The 17,763-nt window shown below is 60.4% G+C and carries 19 protein-coding genes and 4 tRNA genes; 10 read left to right on the top strand and 13 right to left on the bottom strand.

Features of this window, described 5'->3' with window-relative positions; all coding sequences use genetic code 11:
• Window positions 1–59: 59 nt before the first annotated feature.
• The 5 genes from EIY71_RS06835 to EIY71_RS06855 all read left to right on the top strand — a co-directional run bounded on the left by EIY71_RS06835 (window position 60) and on the right by EIY71_RS06855 (window position 2,262).
• Window positions 60–135: transfer RNA gene (locus EIY71_RS06835), tRNA-Asn, on the top strand.
• A 9-nt stretch (window positions 136–144) separates the two neighbouring features.
• A tRNA-Pro gene (locus tag EIY71_RS06840) sits at window positions 145–221 on the top strand.
• A 5-nt stretch (window positions 222–226) separates the two neighbouring features.
• Window positions 227–302, top strand: a tRNA-Lys gene (locus tag EIY71_RS06845).
• A gap of 97 nt (window positions 303–399) precedes the next feature.
• Window positions 400–476 (top strand) — tRNA-Pro (locus EIY71_RS06850).
• Window positions 477–636: 160 nt separating this feature from the next.
• Complete coding sequence (locus EIY71_RS06855; RefSeq protein ID WP_134021063.1) at window positions 637–2,262, top strand: methyl-accepting chemotaxis protein; 1,626 nt, start codon at window positions 637–639, stop codon at window positions 2,260–2,262.
• 72 nt (window positions 2,263–2,334) lie between these two features.
• Here the strand turns inward: EIY71_RS06855 and EIY71_RS06860 are convergent, their stop codons facing one another.
• The 5 genes from EIY71_RS06860 to EIY71_RS06880 form a co-directional block, all read right to left on the bottom strand.
• Window positions 2,335–2,742 (bottom strand): hypothetical protein, encoded by a 408-nt coding sequence (locus tag EIY71_RS06860; protein ID WP_007959573.1) that lies wholly within the window; start codon window positions 2,740–2,742, stop codon window positions 2,335–2,337.
• Window positions 2,743–2,953: 211 nt separating this feature from the next.
• Window positions 2,954–4,252, bottom strand: coding sequence for an NAD(P)/FAD-dependent oxidoreductase (locus EIY71_RS06865; protein WP_134021066.1), 1,299 nt, complete (start codon window positions 4,250–4,252; stop codon window positions 2,954–2,956).
• A 63-nt stretch (window positions 4,253–4,315) separates the two neighbouring features.
• Window positions 4,316–4,489 carry a DUF3094 domain-containing protein gene (locus EIY71_RS06870; protein WP_007909875.1) on the bottom strand — a complete coding sequence of 58 codons (174 nt, stop codon included), beginning with the start codon at window positions 4,487–4,489 and terminating at the stop codon, window positions 4,316–4,318.
• Between the two features lie 51 nt (window positions 4,490–4,540).
• Window positions 4,541–5,068 (bottom strand): MOSC domain-containing protein, encoded by a 528-nt coding sequence (locus tag EIY71_RS06875; RefSeq protein ID WP_085689763.1) that lies wholly within the window; start codon window positions 5,066–5,068, stop codon window positions 4,541–4,543.
• Window positions 5,065–5,691, bottom strand: a complete 627-nt coding sequence (locus EIY71_RS06880; protein WP_007959580.1) for a DUF1780 domain-containing protein — start codon at window positions 5,689–5,691, stop codon at window positions 5,065–5,067. Before EIY71_RS06880 ends, EIY71_RS06875 begins: the two co-directional genes overlap by 4 nt.
• Before the next feature lie 130 nt (window positions 5,692–5,821).
• On the opposite strand from EIY71_RS06880, the gene EIY71_RS06885 reads away from it, so the two are divergent.
• The 3 genes from EIY71_RS06885 (at window position 5,822) to EIY71_RS06895 (ending at window position 7,256) form a co-directional block, all read left to right on the top strand.
• Window positions 5,822–6,289 carry an FAD/FMN-containing dehydrogenase gene (locus tag EIY71_RS06885; RefSeq protein WP_085689765.1) on the top strand — a complete coding sequence of 156 codons (468 nt, stop codon included), beginning with the start codon at window positions 5,822–5,824 and terminating at the stop codon, window positions 6,287–6,289.
• Window positions 6,286–6,975 (top strand): energy-coupling factor ABC transporter permease, encoded by a 690-nt coding sequence (locus EIY71_RS06890; RefSeq protein WP_085747732.1) that lies wholly within the window; start codon window positions 6,286–6,288, stop codon window positions 6,973–6,975. Before EIY71_RS06885 ends, EIY71_RS06890 begins: the two co-directional genes overlap by 4 nt.
• A 65-nt stretch (window positions 6,976–7,040) precedes the next feature.
• On the top strand, window positions 7,041–7,256 hold the full coding sequence (locus EIY71_RS06895) for a hypothetical protein (RefSeq protein WP_007959584.1): 216 nt from the start codon (window positions 7,041–7,043) through the stop codon (window positions 7,254–7,256).
• Window positions 7,257–7,262: 6 nt separating this feature from the next.
• On the opposite strand, the gene yacG is transcribed toward EIY71_RS06895, so the two are convergent.
• The 5 genes from yacG to pilB are packed head-to-tail and all read right to left on the bottom strand — an operon-like array spanning window position 7,263 to window position 11,874.
• Window positions 7,263–7,463 (bottom strand): DNA gyrase inhibitor YacG, encoded by a 201-nt coding sequence (yacG, locus tag EIY71_RS06900; protein ID WP_011335983.1) that lies wholly within the window; start codon window positions 7,461–7,463, stop codon window positions 7,263–7,265.
• Window positions 7,460–8,083 carry a dephospho-CoA kinase gene (gene coaE / locus EIY71_RS06905; RefSeq protein WP_007959586.1) on the bottom strand — a complete coding sequence of 208 codons (624 nt, stop codon included), beginning with the start codon at window positions 8,081–8,083 and terminating at the stop codon, window positions 7,460–7,462. The genes yacG and coaE overlap by 4 nt, the downstream gene beginning before the upstream one ends.
• Window positions 8,080–8,952 carry an A24 family peptidase gene (locus tag EIY71_RS06910; RefSeq protein ID WP_102686305.1) on the bottom strand — a complete coding sequence of 291 codons (873 nt, stop codon included), beginning with the start codon at window positions 8,950–8,952 and terminating at the stop codon, window positions 8,080–8,082. Before EIY71_RS06910 ends, coaE begins: the two co-directional genes overlap by 4 nt.
• Window position 8,953: 1 nt before the next feature.
• Complete coding sequence (locus EIY71_RS06915; RefSeq protein ID WP_134021069.1) at window positions 8,954–10,171, bottom strand: type II secretion system F family protein; 1,218 nt, start codon at window positions 10,169–10,171, stop codon at window positions 8,954–8,956.
• A gap of 2 nt (window positions 10,172–10,173) precedes the next feature.
• Window positions 10,174–11,874: a type IV-A pilus assembly ATPase PilB gene (gene pilB / locus EIY71_RS06920; protein ID WP_085747736.1), complete on the bottom strand. Its 1,701-nt coding sequence runs from the start codon at window positions 11,872–11,874 to the stop codon at window positions 10,174–10,176.
• 226 nt (window positions 11,875–12,100) lie between these two features.
• Between pilB and EIY71_RS06925 the strand changes: the two genes are divergently transcribed.
• Together EIY71_RS06925 and EIY71_RS06930 are read left to right on the top strand one after the other, a co-directional pair.
• Window positions 12,101–12,523 (top strand): pilin, encoded by a 423-nt coding sequence (locus tag EIY71_RS06925; protein WP_085747737.1) that lies wholly within the window; start codon window positions 12,101–12,103, stop codon window positions 12,521–12,523.
• Between the two features lie 297 nt (window positions 12,524–12,820).
• Window positions 12,821–13,177 carry a BON domain-containing protein gene (locus EIY71_RS06930; protein WP_011335977.1) on the top strand — a complete coding sequence of 119 codons (357 nt, stop codon included), beginning with the start codon at window positions 12,821–12,823 and terminating at the stop codon, window positions 13,175–13,177.
• Window positions 13,178–13,344: 167 nt separating this feature from the next.
• On the opposite strand, the gene EIY71_RS06935 is transcribed toward EIY71_RS06930, so the two are convergent.
• The 3 genes from EIY71_RS06935 to EIY71_RS06945 form a co-directional block, all read right to left on the bottom strand.
• Window positions 13,345–13,641, bottom strand: a complete 297-nt coding sequence (locus EIY71_RS06935; RefSeq protein ID WP_085747738.1) for a DUF2845 domain-containing protein — start codon at window positions 13,639–13,641, stop codon at window positions 13,345–13,347.
• A complete protein-coding gene (locus tag EIY71_RS06940) occupies window positions 13,641–16,592 on the bottom strand; it encodes a DUF748 domain-containing protein (RefSeq protein WP_134021072.1) in 2,952 nt (983 codons plus the stop codon). Before EIY71_RS06940 ends, EIY71_RS06935 begins: the two co-directional genes overlap by 1 nt.
• 133 nt (window positions 16,593–16,725) lie before the next feature.
• Window positions 16,726–17,742, bottom strand: a complete 1,017-nt coding sequence (locus EIY71_RS06945; RefSeq protein WP_134021074.1) for a class I SAM-dependent rRNA methyltransferase — start codon at window positions 17,740–17,742, stop codon at window positions 16,726–16,728.
• Window positions 17,743–17,763 lie beyond the last annotated feature (21 nt).

Consider the following 17,763-nt stretch of genomic DNA (forward strand, 5'->3'; position numbering starts at 1 on the left):
GATGCGAAAACGATGTCGAGAAGCTGCAAGTTTCACCGTTGTAAATTGAAATATGTAGTTCCGTGATAGCTCAGTCGGTAGAGCAAATGACTGTTAATCATTGGGTCCCAGGTTCGAGTCCTGGTCACGGAGCCAATTTCAAACCGGGGTATAGCGCAGTCCGGTAGCGCGCCTGCTTTGGGAGCAGGATGTCAGGAGTTCGAATCCCCTTACCCCGACCATTTTTGGGTCGTTAGCTCAGTTGGTAGAGCAGTTGGCTTTTAACCAATTGGTCGTAGGTTCGAATCCCACACGACCCACCATTTTTGAAACCAGGTAATACTGGGATCGAATCTTAAGATCAGAAGCCAAAAGCGCTGATCGAAGAAGGCGATCTTTGAAAGGTCGCCTTTTTTTTACCGGGGTATAGCGCAGTCCGGTAGCGCGCCTGCTTTGGGAGCAGGATGTCGGGAGTTCGAATCCCCCTACCCCGACCATATTAAAAATCCTCGTATCGAAAGATACGGGGATTTTTTTTGCCCTGCGGAAATGTTTCATTCAAGTCGTCATACAACTTGCCGATAGCCCGCTAACGAAAGGGGCCTGCCGCATCAAACGCCCCTGAATTCTGCCAATACAAGAAAAAGGGCGTTCGTCATGTTGCTTCGTCAGTTGAATATTGCTCCCCGTGCCGCCCTGGGCTTTGCCCTGATTGCGGTACTCGTGGCGTTGCTCGGGGTGTTTGCGCTGGGGCAGATGTCGAGCATCCGCGACAGCGAAGTGGCAGTGGAGACGCAGTGGCTGCCGAGCATTCGTGGTGGCGACGAGATTCGCGAGATCATGTTGCGCATTCGCACCATTTCCCTGCGCATGGCGCTGGATCAGGATCCGGCCAACATCGCCACCTACCGCAGCCAGATGGACACCCGCGACAAGGAACTGAGCGAGAAAATCGCCGCCTACGACCGACTGGTAACCACCCCGGAAGGGCAGCAGTTGTACGATCAGTTCAAGAAGACCTTTGCTGCCTACCGCACCGGCATCGCTCAGTCATTCACCCTTGCCGAGCAAGGCAAGCGCGACGAGCTGACCAAGCTGCTGCTGGTCGACATGAAAACCGTGGTCGACGGCTCCGGCAAACAACTCAATGACCTGGCCGACCTGTTCGCCCGCCAGGTCGCCGCCGAAAGCCAGAACTCTGCCGCCCACTACGAAACCTCGCGCACCATCGTAAGCTTGTTCATCGCTCTGGCGGCGTTGGCAACCGTGGCCTTGGCGATGTTGCTGACCCGCAGCATCGTCCGCCCTCTGAGCGCCGCCGTCGACGCTGCCGAGCACGTCGCCAGAGGCGATCTGACCCGTCCGATCGAAACCCACGGCAATGATGAAGTCAGCCGCTTGCTCAAGGCGTTGGCGACCATGCAGCAGAACCTGCGCGAAACCCTGCAGGGCATCAGTGGCTCGGCCACGCAACTGGCGACCGCTTCCGACGAACTGAGCGCAGTCACCCACGACAGCACGCAAGGGCTGCAACAGCAGAACAACGAGATCGAACAGGCCGCCACCGCCGTCAACGAGATGACCACGGCGGTCGAGGAAGTTGCCCGCAATGCGGTGTCGACGTCCGACGCTACCCGCCAGTCCAGCGAGTCGGCACAGTTGGGCCAGGAACGGGTCAGCGAAACCGCCGGCGCTATCAACGCCCTGGCCAGCGAAGTCGAGCACACCGGCGAGCTGGTGCAATCACTGGCCAATCAGTCGCAAAACATCGGCAAAGTGCTGGATGTGATCCGAGCGATCGCCGAACAGACCAACCTGCTGGCGCTCAACGCAGCCATCGAAGCCGCGAGGGCCGGGGAGAGCGGGCGCGGATTTGCGGTAGTTGCCGATGAAGTCCGGGCGCTGGCTTATCGCACGCAGCAATCGACCCAGGAAATCGAGCAGATGGTGCAGGGCATGCGCAGCGGTTCGAGCCTGGCGCTGGAGTCGATGCAGGCCAGTGCCTCGCGGGCGGCCACCACGCTGGTGCTGGCCGAGCGGGCTGGTGAAGCGTTGCAGACGATCACGGCCTCGGTACACGAAATCCACGAGCGCAATCTGGTGATCGCCAGCGCCGCCGAAGAACAGGCGCAGGTGGCGCGGGAAGTGGACCGCAATCTGGTGAACATTCGCGATCTGTCGGTGCGCTCGGCGGCGGGTGCCGATCAAACCAACGCATCCAGCCATGAACTGTCGCAACTGGCCAACGCCCTGCAGGGCATGGTGCGACGCTTCCAGCTGTAATCGTGCAGGCGTGAAAAAGCCGCGCTTCTCGTCAGAGAAAGCGCGGCTTTGTTTTGTCGGGCGTCTGAAAAATCAGGCACCGTCCTGGTCTTTCAGGTGTTCGAACAGACCTTTCGGCATTTTCTTGCCGTTGGCTTCGAAGTTGGCCTTGACGTTGTTGTACGCCTCTTGCTCGTCGATGAAACCGTCGTGGTTGGTGTCGATCTTGTCGAAGTCGGACTTCGGCGCGACCTTCAGGAACTCGGCGCGCGAGACCTTGCCGTCGCCATCGGTGTCGGTCTTGGCCATCGACGCATCGCCGCATTTGCCTTCACCGCATTTGCCTTCCGGGGTTTTCACCGAGGTTTCAGCCGAGGCAACCATGTAGCCCTGGGCCAGCGGTTGCGCGGCGAACACCGAGCCGGACAGCATCAGGCCGCCGGCCAGTACGGCACCGACCAGGCCAAGGGAGTTTTTGCCGATTTTCGAAGTACGGGACATTGCATTCTCCTTCGGTTGCACTGCGCAACCACACGTTAAGGGCGATCAAGCCGGAGCAGTTGTGCTCGGGTGTGGCCATTAAGCGGTGGCGGTGTATCGCGTCTGTGTCGAGGAGCGGGACGTTTGTAAGCGAAGGTGGGGAAAGCAGGGGGCAGATACAGTAGAAGACAAAACACCGTGAGGGCGAGCCCGCCCCCACGGTGTTATTACATCAGTGCAGCTTCAGGCGTGGCTCGGTGCCGCGTCCGATCTTGCTGCCCAGCATCAGCATCGCCGTGCGGAACGGCCCGTACAGCGCCATCTGGTGCATGCGGTACAGCGACACGTAAAACATCCGCGCCAGCCAGCCCTCAAGCATCACGCTGCCGGTCAGGTTGCCCATCAGGTTACCCACCGCCGAAAAACGCGACAGCGAAATCAGCGAGCCGTAGTCGGTGTACTTGTACTCCGGCAGGGTCTTGCCTTCGATGCGCAGTTTCAGCGACTTGGCCAGCAGCGTGGCCTGTTGATGCGCGGCCTGGGCCCGAGGTGGAACGTTGCGATCCGAGCCCGGTTGCGGGCAGGCGGCGCAGTCACCGAAGGCGAAAATGTTTTCGTCGCGGGTGGTCTGCAGCGTCGGCAGCACTTGCAGCTGATTGATGCGGTTGGTTTCCAGACCGTCGATGTCCTTGAGGAAACCCGGTGCGCGGATCCCGGCGGCCCAGACTTTCAGGCTCGCCTTGATTTCGTTGCCGTCGGCAGTGATCAGGCTGTCGGCGGTGACCTGGCTGACCGAAGCGTTGGTCATTACGTTGACCCCGAGTTTCTCCAGAGTCTTGTGCACCGGCCCGCTGATACGTTCAGGCAGGGCTGGCAGCACCCGTGGCCCGGCTTCGATCAGGGTGATGTGCATGTTTTCCGGTTTGATCCGGTCCAGGCCGTAAGCTGCCAGTTCATGGGCGGCGTTGTGTAGTTCTGCCGCCAGTTCGACGCCCGTGGCGCCCGCGCCGACGATGGCCACGCTGATCTGCTGGATCGCATCGGTCTGCCCGGCGTGGGCGCGCAGATAGTGATTGAGCAGTTGCTGGTGGAAACGCTCGGCCTGCTTGCGGGTGTCGAGGAACAGGCAGTGCTGCGCGGCGCCTTGGGTGCCGAAATCGTTGGTGGTGCTGCCGACCGCGATCACCAGCGAGTCGTAGGGCACTTCGCGCGCGGGAACCAGCTCTACACCGTTTTCGTCGTAGGTGGCGGCCAGCTGGATCTTCTTCTGCTCACGATCGAGCCCGCTCATGCGCCCCAGCTGGAACTCGAAGTGGTTCCATTTGGCCTGGGCGACATAGTTGAGCTCGTCTTCGGAAGAGTTCAGCGATCCGGCGGCCACTTCGTGCAGCAGCGGTTTCCAGATGTGCGTGAGGTTGGCGTCGACCAGCATGATGCTGGCAGTGCCGCGTTTACCCAGAGTCTTACCCAGACGGGTAGCCAACTCCAGACCGCCGGCGCCGCCGCCGACAATGACAATACGATGGGACATAGGGATAGCTCGCAAGGTTTTTAAAGGAAATCGGTGTGGTTACCCAAGCGAGCGCGATGCAGCTCATAGCGTCAGGTAACTGATAAATCGGCTCAACAGGCCCAGACCAATGGTCACTGCCAGCACCAGCACCAGGAGCATCCACGGCCGGAATGGCCGGCGCTCGACACGGTGTTGGGACAACTGCAGGTACTCTTCGACATGCTTCTGGTCTTCGGGGTTCAGGCGGCTGGTCATAAAGGCCTCGTCAGGTAGACGTTACTGAATGAAAACAAGCTACAGCGGTTTTCAACCGGGATTGAAAGGAGCATAGCCACTGTCCGGGACCGGTTCGACAGACACGCCATCCCCGAGGCGAATGATCCCGCTTTGTAACACTCGTGCGGTGATTCCGCCATGCCCGCGCACGGCCTGGAATGTTCCGGGGCCAAGGTTGTTTTGCAGGCGCGCACACGGCTGGCACCAGCCCGTGGTTTCGAAAATCGCCTGACCAATGCGAAAGCGCCGCCCCTTGAGGCTGAACAGGTTGATCCCGCTTATAACGAGATTGCGCCGCAGATCTTCAGGTGTGACCGGATGCTCGTGGGGACGACCCATCAAGGCGCTGATGACGGCCAGATGCTCCCACTGAATCAGCGTCACCTGCCGCGCATTTCGCACACCGGGCCGAGCGTGATCGCCGGTGAGTCCGGCTTCAAGCCGCGCTTCCACGGCGTCGAGCGCGAGCATCGGCCCCCGTGACTCGGGGCGCACGCCAATCCAGCGCACGCATCCGGTCTGCGGAACATCGGCAATCAATTGTTGAAGTGGCGTCACAGGCTGATCCCGACATCGAACACGATGCTGCGCCCCAGGTTACCGCGCAGAAAGTCCGGGGCATCGGGATGGGCGAACAACACCCGGGCAAAGGTCGGCCCGACCAGCGACAGCGAACGCCAGCCCTGACGCAAATATTCGGTGGGCGGCGGAAAATGGCTGTTGAGGTCGAGCACTTCGCGTTTGAGGCTGGCGAAGGCAATGATGTCCAGCTCGCCGAGGTCCATGCCACGTTCCTTGTAGTTGTGCGCTTTCTTGCGCAAGGTCGGCGCCAGTCTCAGCAGAAATTCATTGGCCGGAATCCGCCGCGGCTTGGCTTCACGCCGCACCAGTTGGCTGAGGGAAAACGCACTGCGCCGACGTTGCAGCTCATCGCGCCATTCGTCGTTCAGCCGACGGCCCTCGTCGAGGACGAAAAACACCTCGAAATTGGCGTCGCGAAACAAAACGTCCGGCGGCTCACCGGCCGGGGCGAATTCGTCGGCGCGATAAGGAATGTTCAAGCCTTGCAGCAGGCGCTGGCAGACCCAACGCTCACGCTCCCATTTGCGGGCATTGGACAGGAATGCGTTGGCTTGCTCGGCCGCGATGGTCAGCAGGCGTAAATAATCTGAGTCATCCATAGGCCCTAGCTTAGCGTTCAATTGCGACAAGCAGAAAGCGTTCGCGCGGCAAAGTGCATCAGTGGGCAGTCGGGAGGGGCGGTGTAGACTGAGGGCACCGTGTATTAACGTCGAATGAAAGGGGCTGAATGTGAAATTTCGCTGGCTGTTGTTGTTCGCTGTCGTTCCGCTATGGGCCCATGCGCTGGAAATAGGTGAGCGACTGGCACCCTGGACGCTGCTGGACCAGTACGATCAGCCGTTTACTCTCGATGACCGCACTACGACGCTGTTGGTGGCGCGTGACATGGACGGTGCGAAACTGCTCAAGCAAGCCATGGCCGATCAGCCCAAGGGCTATCTGGAGGCGCGGCATGCGGTGTTTGTCGCCGATATCCAGCGCATGCCGGCGCTGATCGCGAAGATGTTCGCCGTTCCGGCGATGCGTGACTACAGCTATCGAGTGTTGCTTGATCGCGAAAGTCGCGTGGCCTCGCGCTACCCCGGGGCCGAAGGCGCGGTGCTCTGGCTGCAGCTCAAGGACGGGCGTTTGCTGGCCCGGCACGAATACACCCAGGCGGCTGAACTACGTGAGGCACTGGAGCAGGCTCGCCCATGATCGGCGCCGAGCTGCTGTCGTCTGCGAGCCTGCTGCTGGGATGGTTGATTTACCTGCCGGTGCTGCTCTGGGCGATTGTCCGCGCACCGTGGGTCGAGCTGTTCAGCGATAACCGCCGTCAGCATTTGCTGTTCGGCACGGTGTTCGCGTTGTTTCTGCTGTGGCTGGTGCGCAGGGATTTCGACACCGGCGTGTCCTACCACTTCATCGGCATGACGGCTGTGACGCTGCTGCTGGACTGGCCGCTGGCGATCGTCGGCGGACTGGTGGCGCAACTGGGACTGGTGCTGTTGGGGCGTCAGGACCTGGTGGCCGTCGGGGTCAATGGCGCCTTGCTGATCCTGTTGCCGGTGCTGATCACCGAATGCGTGGCAATCCTGGTCGAGCGCGCCCAGCCGCGCAATCCGTTCGTGTACATCTTCTGTTCCGGTTTTTTCGCCGCCGCGCTATCGGCGTTGTTGTGTCTGACGCTGAGTCTGACGTTGCTCTGGTACGACGGCCTCTTTGCCATGCCGGAATGGCTGGAGGATTTCATCGGTTACCTGTGGTTGCTGATTTTTCCCGAAGCCTTCATCAACGGCATGGTGGTCAGCGCGTTGGTGGTGTTCTGCCCGGAATGGCTGGAGACCTTCAACCGCACACGCTACCTTTCGGCGCCGTGGAAGGACGACGATCCCAAGTCTTGATCCACATCAAATCGACTCTGCGCGCGGCATTTCATGCTCGGCCAAATCCCTTCAGGAGCAGCGGCATGAGCGTGTACGAGTGGGCGAGGCAGGAAACCCGGCAGAGTCTGGAGATGGCGCAGGAGGTGGGATTCGATCCGGGCCTGAGCCTGCGCGCCTTGCTCAGTGCGGTGGTGCAGCAGAGCAAGGCGGTGCGCAATGCCGAAGACCTGGCCGACGAGTTGCGTTTTCTGGCGGAAAACCTCGACGACGATCAGGACTACGGCTTCATGCGGCCCTGAGCGGGATCAGTGACGCGGGTCGAAATCGCCGGAAAACAGTTCGTCCTCGGCATCCGGGGCCACCGGAATCTTGTGCTCTTCCGACGCCCAGGCGCCGAGGTCGATCAGTTTGCAGCGGTCCGAGCAGAACGGACGGTATTTGTTTTCCGGGGTGAATTCCACGGGCGCGCCGCAAGTCGGGCAGTTGACGGTTGGGGTCTGGCTCATGATTGGCCTCCGGATAAAGTCAGGTAAAAGTGATGCAGGCGCTCGACCTCGCTGTGCAGCCAGGCGAGGTCGCGATCGTTGACCACCACGTCGTCGGCACGGCTGACGCGGTCTTCGCGGCTGGACTGGGCCTTGAGGATCGCCTGAACCTGCTGTTCGCTGGTCTGGTCACGCTGCAAGGTGCGTTCGATCTGCAGTTGTTGCGGGGCGTCGATCACCAGGATTCGCTGAGTCATCGCGTATTGCCCTGATTCGATGAGCAGCGGCGAGACCAGAATCGCGTAAGGCGATTGTGCCAGCGCCAGATGATGGGCGATTTCCTCGGCGATCAGCGGATGCAGCAGCGCTTCGAGCCAGCGCCGTTGCTCCGGCACCTCAAAGATAAGTTTGCGCAGGGCCGCACGATCCAGCGTGCCGTCGGCCTGCAACACATCGGGGCCGAAGTGTTCGGCGATCTTCGCCAGCGCCGGACGGCCCGGTTCGACCACCCAGCGCGCCGCGTGGTCGGCGTCCACCACGTGGATGCCAAGATCGATGAAGTGCTGGGCGGCAGCGCTTTTGCCGCTGCCGATGCCGCCGGTCAGGCCGAGAATCCAGGGTTTTTCCACAGGGGTATTCATTTCAAACCGACAAACTGCCAATAGAAGCCGGTTATTTGACCACCCCAGAGCAAGGCAATCCAGCCGGCAATTGCCAGATACGGGCCGAAGGGAATCGGCGTCGAGGTTTTCTGGTCCCGCAGCTTGAGCAAAATCACCCCTAGCACGGCACCCACCAGCGAGGACAAGAGGATGGTCAGCGGCAAAATCTGCCAGCCGCCCCAGGCCCCAAGCAGCGCCAGCAGCTTGAAATCGCCGTGACCGATGCCGTCCTTGCCGGTGATCAGCTTGAACAGCCAGAACACCGACCACAGCGCCATATAACCCAGCACCGCGCCCCACAGGGCGTCGTGCAGCGTTACGAACAGCTCGAAGCTGTTGACGATCAGCCCCAGCCACAGCAGCGGCAGCACCAGCACGTCGGGCAGTAACTGATGCTCGGTGTCGATCAGGCTCATGGCCAACAGGCCCCAGGTCAGCACGATCAGCAGGCACGCCGGCCAGCCGAAACCCAGGTGCCAGGCAATGAATGCCGAGAGCAGGCCGCAGACCAGTTCGGTGAGCGGGTAGCGCTTGCTGATCGGGGCGCTGCAACTTGAGCAGCGCCCGCGCAGGAACACGTAACTCAACACCGGAATGTTTTCCCACGCGCGGATCCGGTGGCCACAGTGCGGGCATTGCGAGTGCGGCAGCATCAGATTGTAAGTGGGCAACGGCGCTTCAACGGGCAGCCCCAAAACATCGTGAGCCTGCTGGCGCCATTCACGCTCGAGCATTTTCGGCAGGCGCCAGATCAACACATTGAGGAAACTGCCGACCACCAGCCCCAGCAGCAGGGCGGTGAAGACAAAGGCCAGTGGATAGAGACTGAAGAGTTCGTCGATAGGCATGTCAGATCGCTGAGCCGAGTTGGAAGATCGGCAGGTACATCGCCACCACCAGACCGCCGACGATCACCCCGAGCACCACCATGATGAACGGCTCCATCAGGCTGGTGAGGTTGTCGACCATGTTGTCCACTTCGTCCTCGTAGAAACCCGCGACCTTGTCGAGCATCTCGTCCAGTGCGCCGGACTCTTCGCCGATGGCGGTCATCTGCACCGCCATGTTCGGGAAGATGCCGGTGGAGCGCATCGAGAAATTCAGCTGCATGCCGGTGGAAACGTCCTGACGGATACGCAGCACGGCGCGCTTGAACACCACGTTGCCGGTGGCCCCGGCCACCGAGTCCAGCGCTTCAACCAACGGCACGCCGGCTGCGAAGGTGGTCGACAGGGTCCGGGCGAACCGCGCCACTGCGGACTTGTACATCAGCGTGCCCACCAGCGGCAGCTTGAGAAACCAGGCGTCACGCCGGTCGCACATGGCCTGGGATTTTTTCAGGGCATGGCGGGTGCCGAAAAAACCGGCCACCAGCAGACCAAGAATCGCCCACCACCATTGCTGCATGAATTCGGACAGGCTGATCACCATCAACGTAAAGGCTGGCAGTTCGGCACCGAAGCCAGAGAACACCGACTGAAACTGCGGCACCACCTTGACCAGCAGAATCCCGGTAACCACCGCCGCCACCAGCACCACGGCCGACGGGTAGGTCATGGCCTTCTTGATCTTGGCCTTGAGGCTTTCGCTCTTTTCCTTATAGGTCGCGACCCGTTCCAGCAGGGTGTCGAGCGCGCCGGACTGTTCACCGGCATCCACCAGGTTGCAGTACAACTCGTCAAAATACTGAGGCTTCTTGCGCAGCGCGGCGGCGAAGCTGTTGCCGGCGGCGACTTCCTGTTTCACCTCGTCGACCAGTTTGCGCATGGCCGGGTTCTCGAAGCCTTCGCCAATGATGTCGAACGACTGCAACAGCGGTACGCCGGCCTTCATCATGGTCGCCATTTGCCGGGTGAACAGGGCAATGTCCTGGGCCTTGATGCGCTTGCCGAAGCTCAGCAACGAGGCGGATTTCTTGCGCACCTTCCCGGGGTTGATGCCTTGCTTGCGCAACTGGGCCTTGACCAGTGCGGGGTTCTGGCCACTCAACTCGCCGGTCACCTTGCTGCCTTTGCGGTCCGTACCTTCCCAGGCGTAGATGCTGATTTTCGCTGCCTTGACCGCCATGTTCAGTCCTTGGTGACCCGGTTGATTTCTTCAAGGCTGGTGATGCCTTGCATGGCCTTGATCAGGCCCGAGGTGCGCAGGTCGTTGAAGCCGTCCCGGCGCATCTGGGTATCGATTTCCAGTGAGTTGCCCTCGGCCATGATCAGCCGTTGCAGTTCGGGGGTGTTCTTCACCACTTCATAAATCCCCACGCGACCCTTGTACCCGCCGTTGCAGTGATCGCAACCGGCGGGCTCATAGATCGTGAAATGGCCGATGCGTTCCTCGGGGAAACCTTCCTTGATCAGGGTTTCGCGGGGGATCTCGATGGGTTTCTTGCAGTGGCTGCAGAGTTTTCGCGCCAGACGCTGGGCAATGATCAGGCTCACCGAGGTCGCGATGTTGAAGCCGGGGATGCCCATGTTGTGCAGGCGGGTGAGGGTCTCTGCTGCGCTGTTGGTGTGCAGGGTGGACAGCACGAGGTGACCGGTCTGGGCGGCCTTGATCGCGATTTCGGCGGTTTCGAGGTCGCGGATCTCGCCGACCATGATCACGTCCGGGTCCTGACGCAGGAACGAGCGCAGGGCCTGGGCAAAGTCCAACCCTTGGCGTGGATTGACGTTGACCTGGTTGATGCCTTCCATGTTGATCTCCACCGGATCTTCGGCGGTGGAGATGTTGATGTCGACGGTATTGAGGATGTTCAGCCCGGTGTACAGCGACACGGTTTTGCCGGACCCCGTGGGGCCGGTTACCAGAATCATGCCTTGGGGCTGCTTGAGGGCGGCCATGTACAGGTCTTTCTGTTCCGGCTCGTAGCCGAGGGCATCGATGCCGATCTGGGCGCTGGAGGGGTCGAGGATCCGCATCACCACTTTCTCGCCCCAGAGCGTGGGCAGGGTGTTGACCCGAAAATCGATCGACTTGCTCTTCGACAGACGCATCTTGATCCGCCCGTCCTGGGGTTTGCGCCGTTCTGAAATGTCGAGGCTGGCCATGACCTTCAGGCGCGCGGCAATGCGCCCGGCGAGCTGAATCGGCGGCTTGGCCACCTCCCGCAGAATGCCGTCGGTGCGCACCCGCACCCGGTAGTTCTTTTCGTAAGGCTCGAAGTGCAGGTCGGACGAGCCGCTCTTGATCGCGTCCAGCAGCATCTTGTGCACGAAGCGCACCACCGGAGCGTCGTCGGCGTCGATTCCGCCGAGGGTGTCCTGTCTGCTGTCGTCGGCCGACTCGATGTCCAGCCCGTCGAGGTCGACATCGGCCATCTCCTCCAGGCCGGTGGCGTGGGTGTCGAAGAATTTTTCAATGGCGTCGGTGAGTTTGTCGTCTTCGACCAGAATGGCTTCGGTGCTCAGCCCGGTGCTGAACTGAATGTCATTGATCGCCTGGTGATTGCTCGGGTCGGAAATCCCCACGAACAGTTTGTTGCCGCGCCGCCAGAGGGGCAGGGCGTGGTGCTGGCGCACCAGTTTTTCACTGACCAGGCCCTTGGGCTGGGTTTCCTTGTCGAGACAGTTGAGGTCGAGAAATGCCATGCCGAAATGCTCCGAGGCTATTTCGGCGACCTGCCAGCTCTTCACCAGTTTGTTCTGCACCAGGTAACTGACCAGCGACAGGCGATTGCGCTGCGCCTGCTGCCAGGCCTGCTGGGCACTCTTTTCCGTGAGCAATTCGGCCTGGACCAGTTGTTTGGCCAGACCGCTCAGAGCGATGTCATTCATGGGGTTTCCACGTGCTTGCCGTTCATGACTTATAGCCTAGTCAAGTGACAGCGCCAAACACCCGGGGTGCAGGTGACAAAAAGTGTCAGATAGTGCGGTTACGGGCTGTAGGAATCGGCACGATGTCCGGTTCACGCCCAGCAGGCCGGGGCTGCGAGCGCTTGGCACGGGCTGTGCTGATTCCTGTTCAGATCATGAGATTCCGACTCATGCATGGAGCGTGTCTATGAAGAAACAACAAGGTTTCACTCTGATCGAGCTGCTGATCGTTGTGGCGATCATCGGTATTCTCGCGACTGTGGCGCTGCCGCAGTACTCCAAATATCAGGCGCGGTCGAAGGTGACGGCGGGGCTGGCCGAAATCTCGGCGATGAAAGTGCCGTTCGAAGACATCATCAATCAAGGGACGAACCCCACGCTGGCTGCCGTTAAAGGCGATGCGGGCACTACCACCTCCAACTGTGCACTGACCGCCTCGGGGACAGCTGCAGATGGAGCGGGCACCATCGTTTGTACGCTGGCCAATGCGCCGGCACCGGTGGTGGGCAAAACCATCACGCTCACACGAACCGCTGCCAACGGCTGGTCGTGTGCAACGACCGTTGCGCCGGACTACTCCCCTAAAGGCTGTACAGCAAGCGGTACCTGATCCATTTGGAAGTCCGAACGATGCCCCGCTCTGCGGGGCATTTTCGTTATGTCGACTACCTGGCAAAAGCTTCAATAATTTCAGTGCTTTAGGAACTTTTCGAAAAGCCGCAACTTGCATGTAAATATTTCACCGGTCATGCAATTTGCATGATTCCGAAAATATTCATAGTTTTTAAGTTGTTGATTTATAAGGGATTATTAAGATTTTAAAAGTTGGCACAACGTTCGCAATATCTACGGTAACCCTGCTGACAAGACACGCAGCAGACTTTCCAGAAAAACAGGAGTTACTCGTATGAAGAAGTTCGCTATCACTGCCGCTGCTGCTACCGCGCTGACCCTGACCATGGCTTCCGGTGCATTTGCTCAATCGACCCAGACCACTCAGGCTCCAATGACTTTGGCTGCCGGTGAAGTCACCAAGGCTAAAGAAGCTACTTCCGATACCTGGATCACTACCAAAGTCAAAAGCGACCTGGTAACCGAAAAAGGCATTCCTGGTACCGACATCAAAGTCGAAACCAACAAAGGTGTGGTTTCCCTGTCTTCTGACGTCGCTATCACCGAGGCTCAGAAAACCACCGCAGTGAACATCACCAAGAAAATCAAAGGCGTGAAAGCGGTCTCCGCTGACGGCCTGAAAGCCGAGTAAGGCAAGACTTCTCGCCTGAACCGGGAGAAGACGCGACAGGCGGGCCGAGCAATACGTCTGCCGCACTTTAGAGTTCATGCGACCGGCCACACGGAATGTGGCCATTACAGGCCCCGGCACATGTGTCGGGGCCTGTTCTATTCAGGGGCCGGAAAAGGCGGGGAAGGTCAATTCCCGCGTTTGCTGTTGATCTGCTTCAGGCGATTGCCTTCAAAGCGCAGGTATTGATACATGCCGTTGCTCGGGCCGTAGGTCCATTCCTCGACCTGAAACTCTTCACGACGGTTGGCGCTGCGTTTGTAACCGAGCAGATCGCGACCAACCGGCTCACCACATTTTTGCAGCACCTCGCTGGCGCGGTCGCCAAGGCTGACGAGTTGGCTGCCGCAGCGCAGGGTATCGGACGCCGCAGCCTGGCTGGCGATCAATGCCAGCCCCATTGCAGTCAGCCAGTTTCGGTTCATCACTCGGCATCCAGATGCATTTGCGTCACCACTCGCCCGTCGCTCTCCGCTTCGCCGAGATTGGCGTCGATGAAGTACACGCGATCGTCGGCCAGTTGGCCTTTATCCACCAGGTAGTCCTTGATGCTGCTTGCACGGTCCTGACCGAGCTGGCGCAACAGCACGTCGCTGGAGCTCCAGAACTTGATCACGTCGGCACGCATTTTCGCCGTGCGTTCTTCCTTGCCCAGATCCTTCCATTCGGCCGGTGGCTGGGTTTTCAGACGGGTGCGATAGATGCCCTCAAGCAGCGGGCCTTTTTCGTTATCCGGTACCTGAATCAGCGAAGCCTGAGCCGGCACCTTGTCGCCCCGGCGCTGGAGCATCTTGTAGTAGTTGTACTGGTATTCACGTTCCAGGCGCTGTTCTGCGAGCAACGGACCGTCGCTGCTTTTTGCCGCGGTGCCTTCGATTTCCAGGCGCAGGGCCGGACGCTCCTTCAGCGCTTGCGACAGCTTCACCAGCGCCGCTTCGGCGTCCTTGCTCAGGTCGCTGGATCCCGGTGCGAAGGACACGGTGCCGAGGTCTTCCGAGCTGCCACCGCTGACCAGTCCGCCGATCAGCTTGAACGGTGCGGCGGCGGCCTTGACGATCAGGTTGCGCAGGGTCTGCCAGACAATCGGCATCACGCTGAATTGGGGGTTGTTCAGGTCGCCGGTGACCGGCAACTCAATGGAAATCTTGCCGTCGACGTCCTTGAGCAGGGCGATCGCCAGTTTCAGTGGCAGGCTCACGGCATCCGGGCTGTCGACTTTCTCACCCAGTTGCAGTTGCTCGACCACCACTTTGTTCTCGGCCTTGAGCTGGCCTTTGATGATGAGGTAATGCAGGTCGAGGTTGAGCCGGCCCTTGCGGATCCGGTAGCCCGCGAACTTGCCGGAGTAGGGCGTCAGGGTGGTCAGCTCGACGCGTTTGAAACTGGTGGCGATGTCGAGACTGGCCATCGGGTCGAACGGGTTGACCGCGCCCTTGATGGTCACCGGCGCATAGCGGTCGACCTTGCCCTTGATGTCGACGCTGGCCGGTTTCGCCTGACGGCTGTCGATGGTGCCGATCTGGCCGTTGAGCTGCTGGATCGCGGTGGCAAAGTTGGGGGTCAGGCTGAAGTCGGCGAAGTTGGCCGAGCCGTCGTTGATCGCGATGCCGCCGATGTGAATACCCAGCGGTTTGTCATTGCTCGCCGGTTTCGCCGCGGCGGTCTTCGCCCCGGAATCGGCCGGCTGCGGAATGAGCAGGTCGTCGATGTTGGTGGTGCGATCATCGTTGATCATGAACCGCGCATACGGCTGGAACAGGTTGACCCTGTCGATCGACAGGCTGTCGCCGTGCTGATAGTTCAGGCCTTCGACCACCACCTGCTGCCATTTGAGAAAGTCGCGGGTTTTCAGGGTGTCGAGGGTGTGCAACTGATCGACCTGAGCACGACCGGTGACGCTGAGGGCCAGCGGGTCAGTGCTTTTCAGGTTCACTTTCAGGTCGCTGCCGAGCATGCCGCTGCGCAGTTCGAGACGAATGAACGGGTTGATGTAGGACTGCGCGACCCGCAGGTCGATGTCCTGGGTTTTCACGTTGAGCTGCGCGCTGACCGGGGCCAGATTGACCACGCCGTCGGCGCTGATCTTGCCTTGCTTGCCCAGACCGGTATCGAGTTTGAGGTTGAAAGGCGAGCCGTTGAGGCTGTCGAAGTTTTGCAGATCGACGTTCAGCGGGGTGACGTCCAGGGTGACTTCCGGCTTCGCCGAACGGTCGGCCAGATGCACTTTGTAGTCACGCAGTTGCACGTCCTTGATCAACACTTGCCACGGTTTGCTCGGCGCGGTCGGTTCAGGTTTCGGCGAGTCGGCGGCCGCCGGGGTGCTTTTCGGCTCCGCTGCAGCTTTGGCAGCGGGTTTCGATGGCTGGCTGGCGAACAGTTTTTGCCAGTCCAGTTTGCCGTCCGCTTCCAGCGCCGCCCAGGTTTCCAGTTTCTGACTGCGGATCTTGCCGACCACCACTTGCTGTTTGGCCAGGTCCACCGTGGTGTCGCTGACGTCGAGACGCTCGAGTTTCGCCAGCTGACGTCCGTCCGGCGCCTTGATCGCGAACGGCGCGATGTTGACCGCGACGTTGCTCAGCAGCAGTTCGGTTTCCTTGGACAGGTTGAGCTTGTAGTCGGTGCTCAAGCTGACGACACCCTCTTCCAGCACCAGTGGCACGGCGTCGCGCACGTAAGGCCAGAAGGCTTTCATCTTGCCATCGGTGATCTTGAGGGTGCCTTCGGAGGCGATCGGGATCAGGCTGAAGTTGCCTTTCCAGTCGATCTGCCCACCGGCCGGGCCGATCGCGACGAGGGTCATGTCGGCGTTGTCTTCGGGCAGGGTGCTGAGGTTTTTCAGCTCGAAGTCGAGCTTGTCGTAGAGAAATTCGATCAGCTCGCTGGGCCGCGCATCCACAAAATGCAGGTTGCCGCCGGCCAGCTGGATCCGGTCGATGCGCAGCGGAAACGGTTTGGCGTCGGGATCGGCCGGGGTGGGCTCGCTGGCCGGGAGCTTGAACAGACCGAGAAGATTGAGCTGACCGTCTTTGGCGAACAGGATCTCGGTTTTGGATTTTTCCAGTTCGATGTCGGACAGATGTAGGGCTTTGGTCCACAGACTGTCGAGTTGCAGGTTGGCGTACAGACGTTCGAAGCCGACCTGTTCCTTGCCCGGCTCGCCGATCACCAGGCCCCACAGTGTGAGTTCAAGGCTGAACGGGTTGAGTTCGATGCGCTGCAGATGCGCCGGCACCATGGCGTAGTTGGCCAGTTGCTGATTCACCACCCTGAGCGCAATGCCCGGCAAAATCAGGAACCCCAGCAGGCTGTAGAGGGCCAGGGCAGTCAACAGGGCGCCAATCGCGCGAATCAATCCTTTGGGCATGTGCGGCTTCATCTGTCTGAATCGGAGTGCCTTGGAGTATGGCACGCGATTCCGGTTCCGAAGTACATCGCACGAGACAGGATTGTTCAGATTTGTCTGCAATTTCTGTAGGAGCTTCCGAAGGCTGCTCCTGCATGGGTAAAGATCAGAGCTGCAGAATCAGTGTCTTCAACGGCGGTTGTTGATCCATCGACGGGAAGTCCCGGCCCGGAGTCATCACGCTCCATTCACGCACCGGCCGCCCGGCTTTTTCGGCGCAGCGCAGCACTTGTTCGCGCCAGTCGTCCATGCTGACTTTCGCCAGATTGTTGCAGCAGATCAGCACACCATTCTCGGCGGTGGTCAGCAGGGCTGGCTTGAGCAGGCTTTGATAATCACGCAGCAGGTCGACGGTGCCGAACGCGCTCTTGGCCCACGCGGGCGGGTCGAGGAGCACCAGATCGTACTGGCGCTGTTCCAAGCGTTGATAGCTCGGCAGTTTCTGCCCGCGACGCTGACTGATCGGCAGGCCGGCGAGTTGGCGGATCGCCGGGAAGTAGTCGGACTGGATGAATTCCATGGTCGGCAGTTGCGGATTGAGCTGACCGTTCTCGCGCCCCACCGCCAGATTGCCCTCGGCGAAATCCAGGTTGCACACCTCACGTGCACCGCCAGCTGCTGCGCTGAGGCCGACGCCGCAGGTGTAGGCAAACAGGTTGAGCACGCTTTTGCCCTTGGCGTGATCCTTGACCCAGCCGCGGGTGTTGCGCAGGTCGAGGAACAGCAGCGGATCCTGTCCGGCATGGCGTCCGCGCACACGATAATTCAGGCCCCATTCGTGGCCGACCAGATCGGCCAGCGCGGCGTCGTCGGCGCGGTAGACGCTGTCTTCACGGTCGATTCGCGAGTTGCCATGGGAGCGGTCGTTGTAGACCAACAGGGTTTCAAGGCCCAGGGTCTGGTTGACCATGGCGTGCAGTTGCAGCAGGTCTTCGCGTGCCAGGGTCTGGTGGAAACTTTGCACCATCAGTTGCGGGCCGTAGCGGTCGATGGTCAGGCCGCCGGCACCCTCCTGGCTGCCGTGGAACAGCCGATAGCAGTCGGTGCCCTGGCGGTGCAGCTCGGCGAGCAGATCCTGGCGTTGATCGAGGGCGGCGCGCAGCGCCAGGTTCAAGGAAGACATGCGGGCGCCTTGCTGGAGGGA

It is taken from the genome of Pseudomonas sp. CH235, assembly GCF_004368175.1.
Taxonomy (GTDB): domain Bacteria; phylum Pseudomonadota; class Gammaproteobacteria; order Pseudomonadales; family Pseudomonadaceae; genus Aquipseudomonas; species Aquipseudomonas paraglycinae.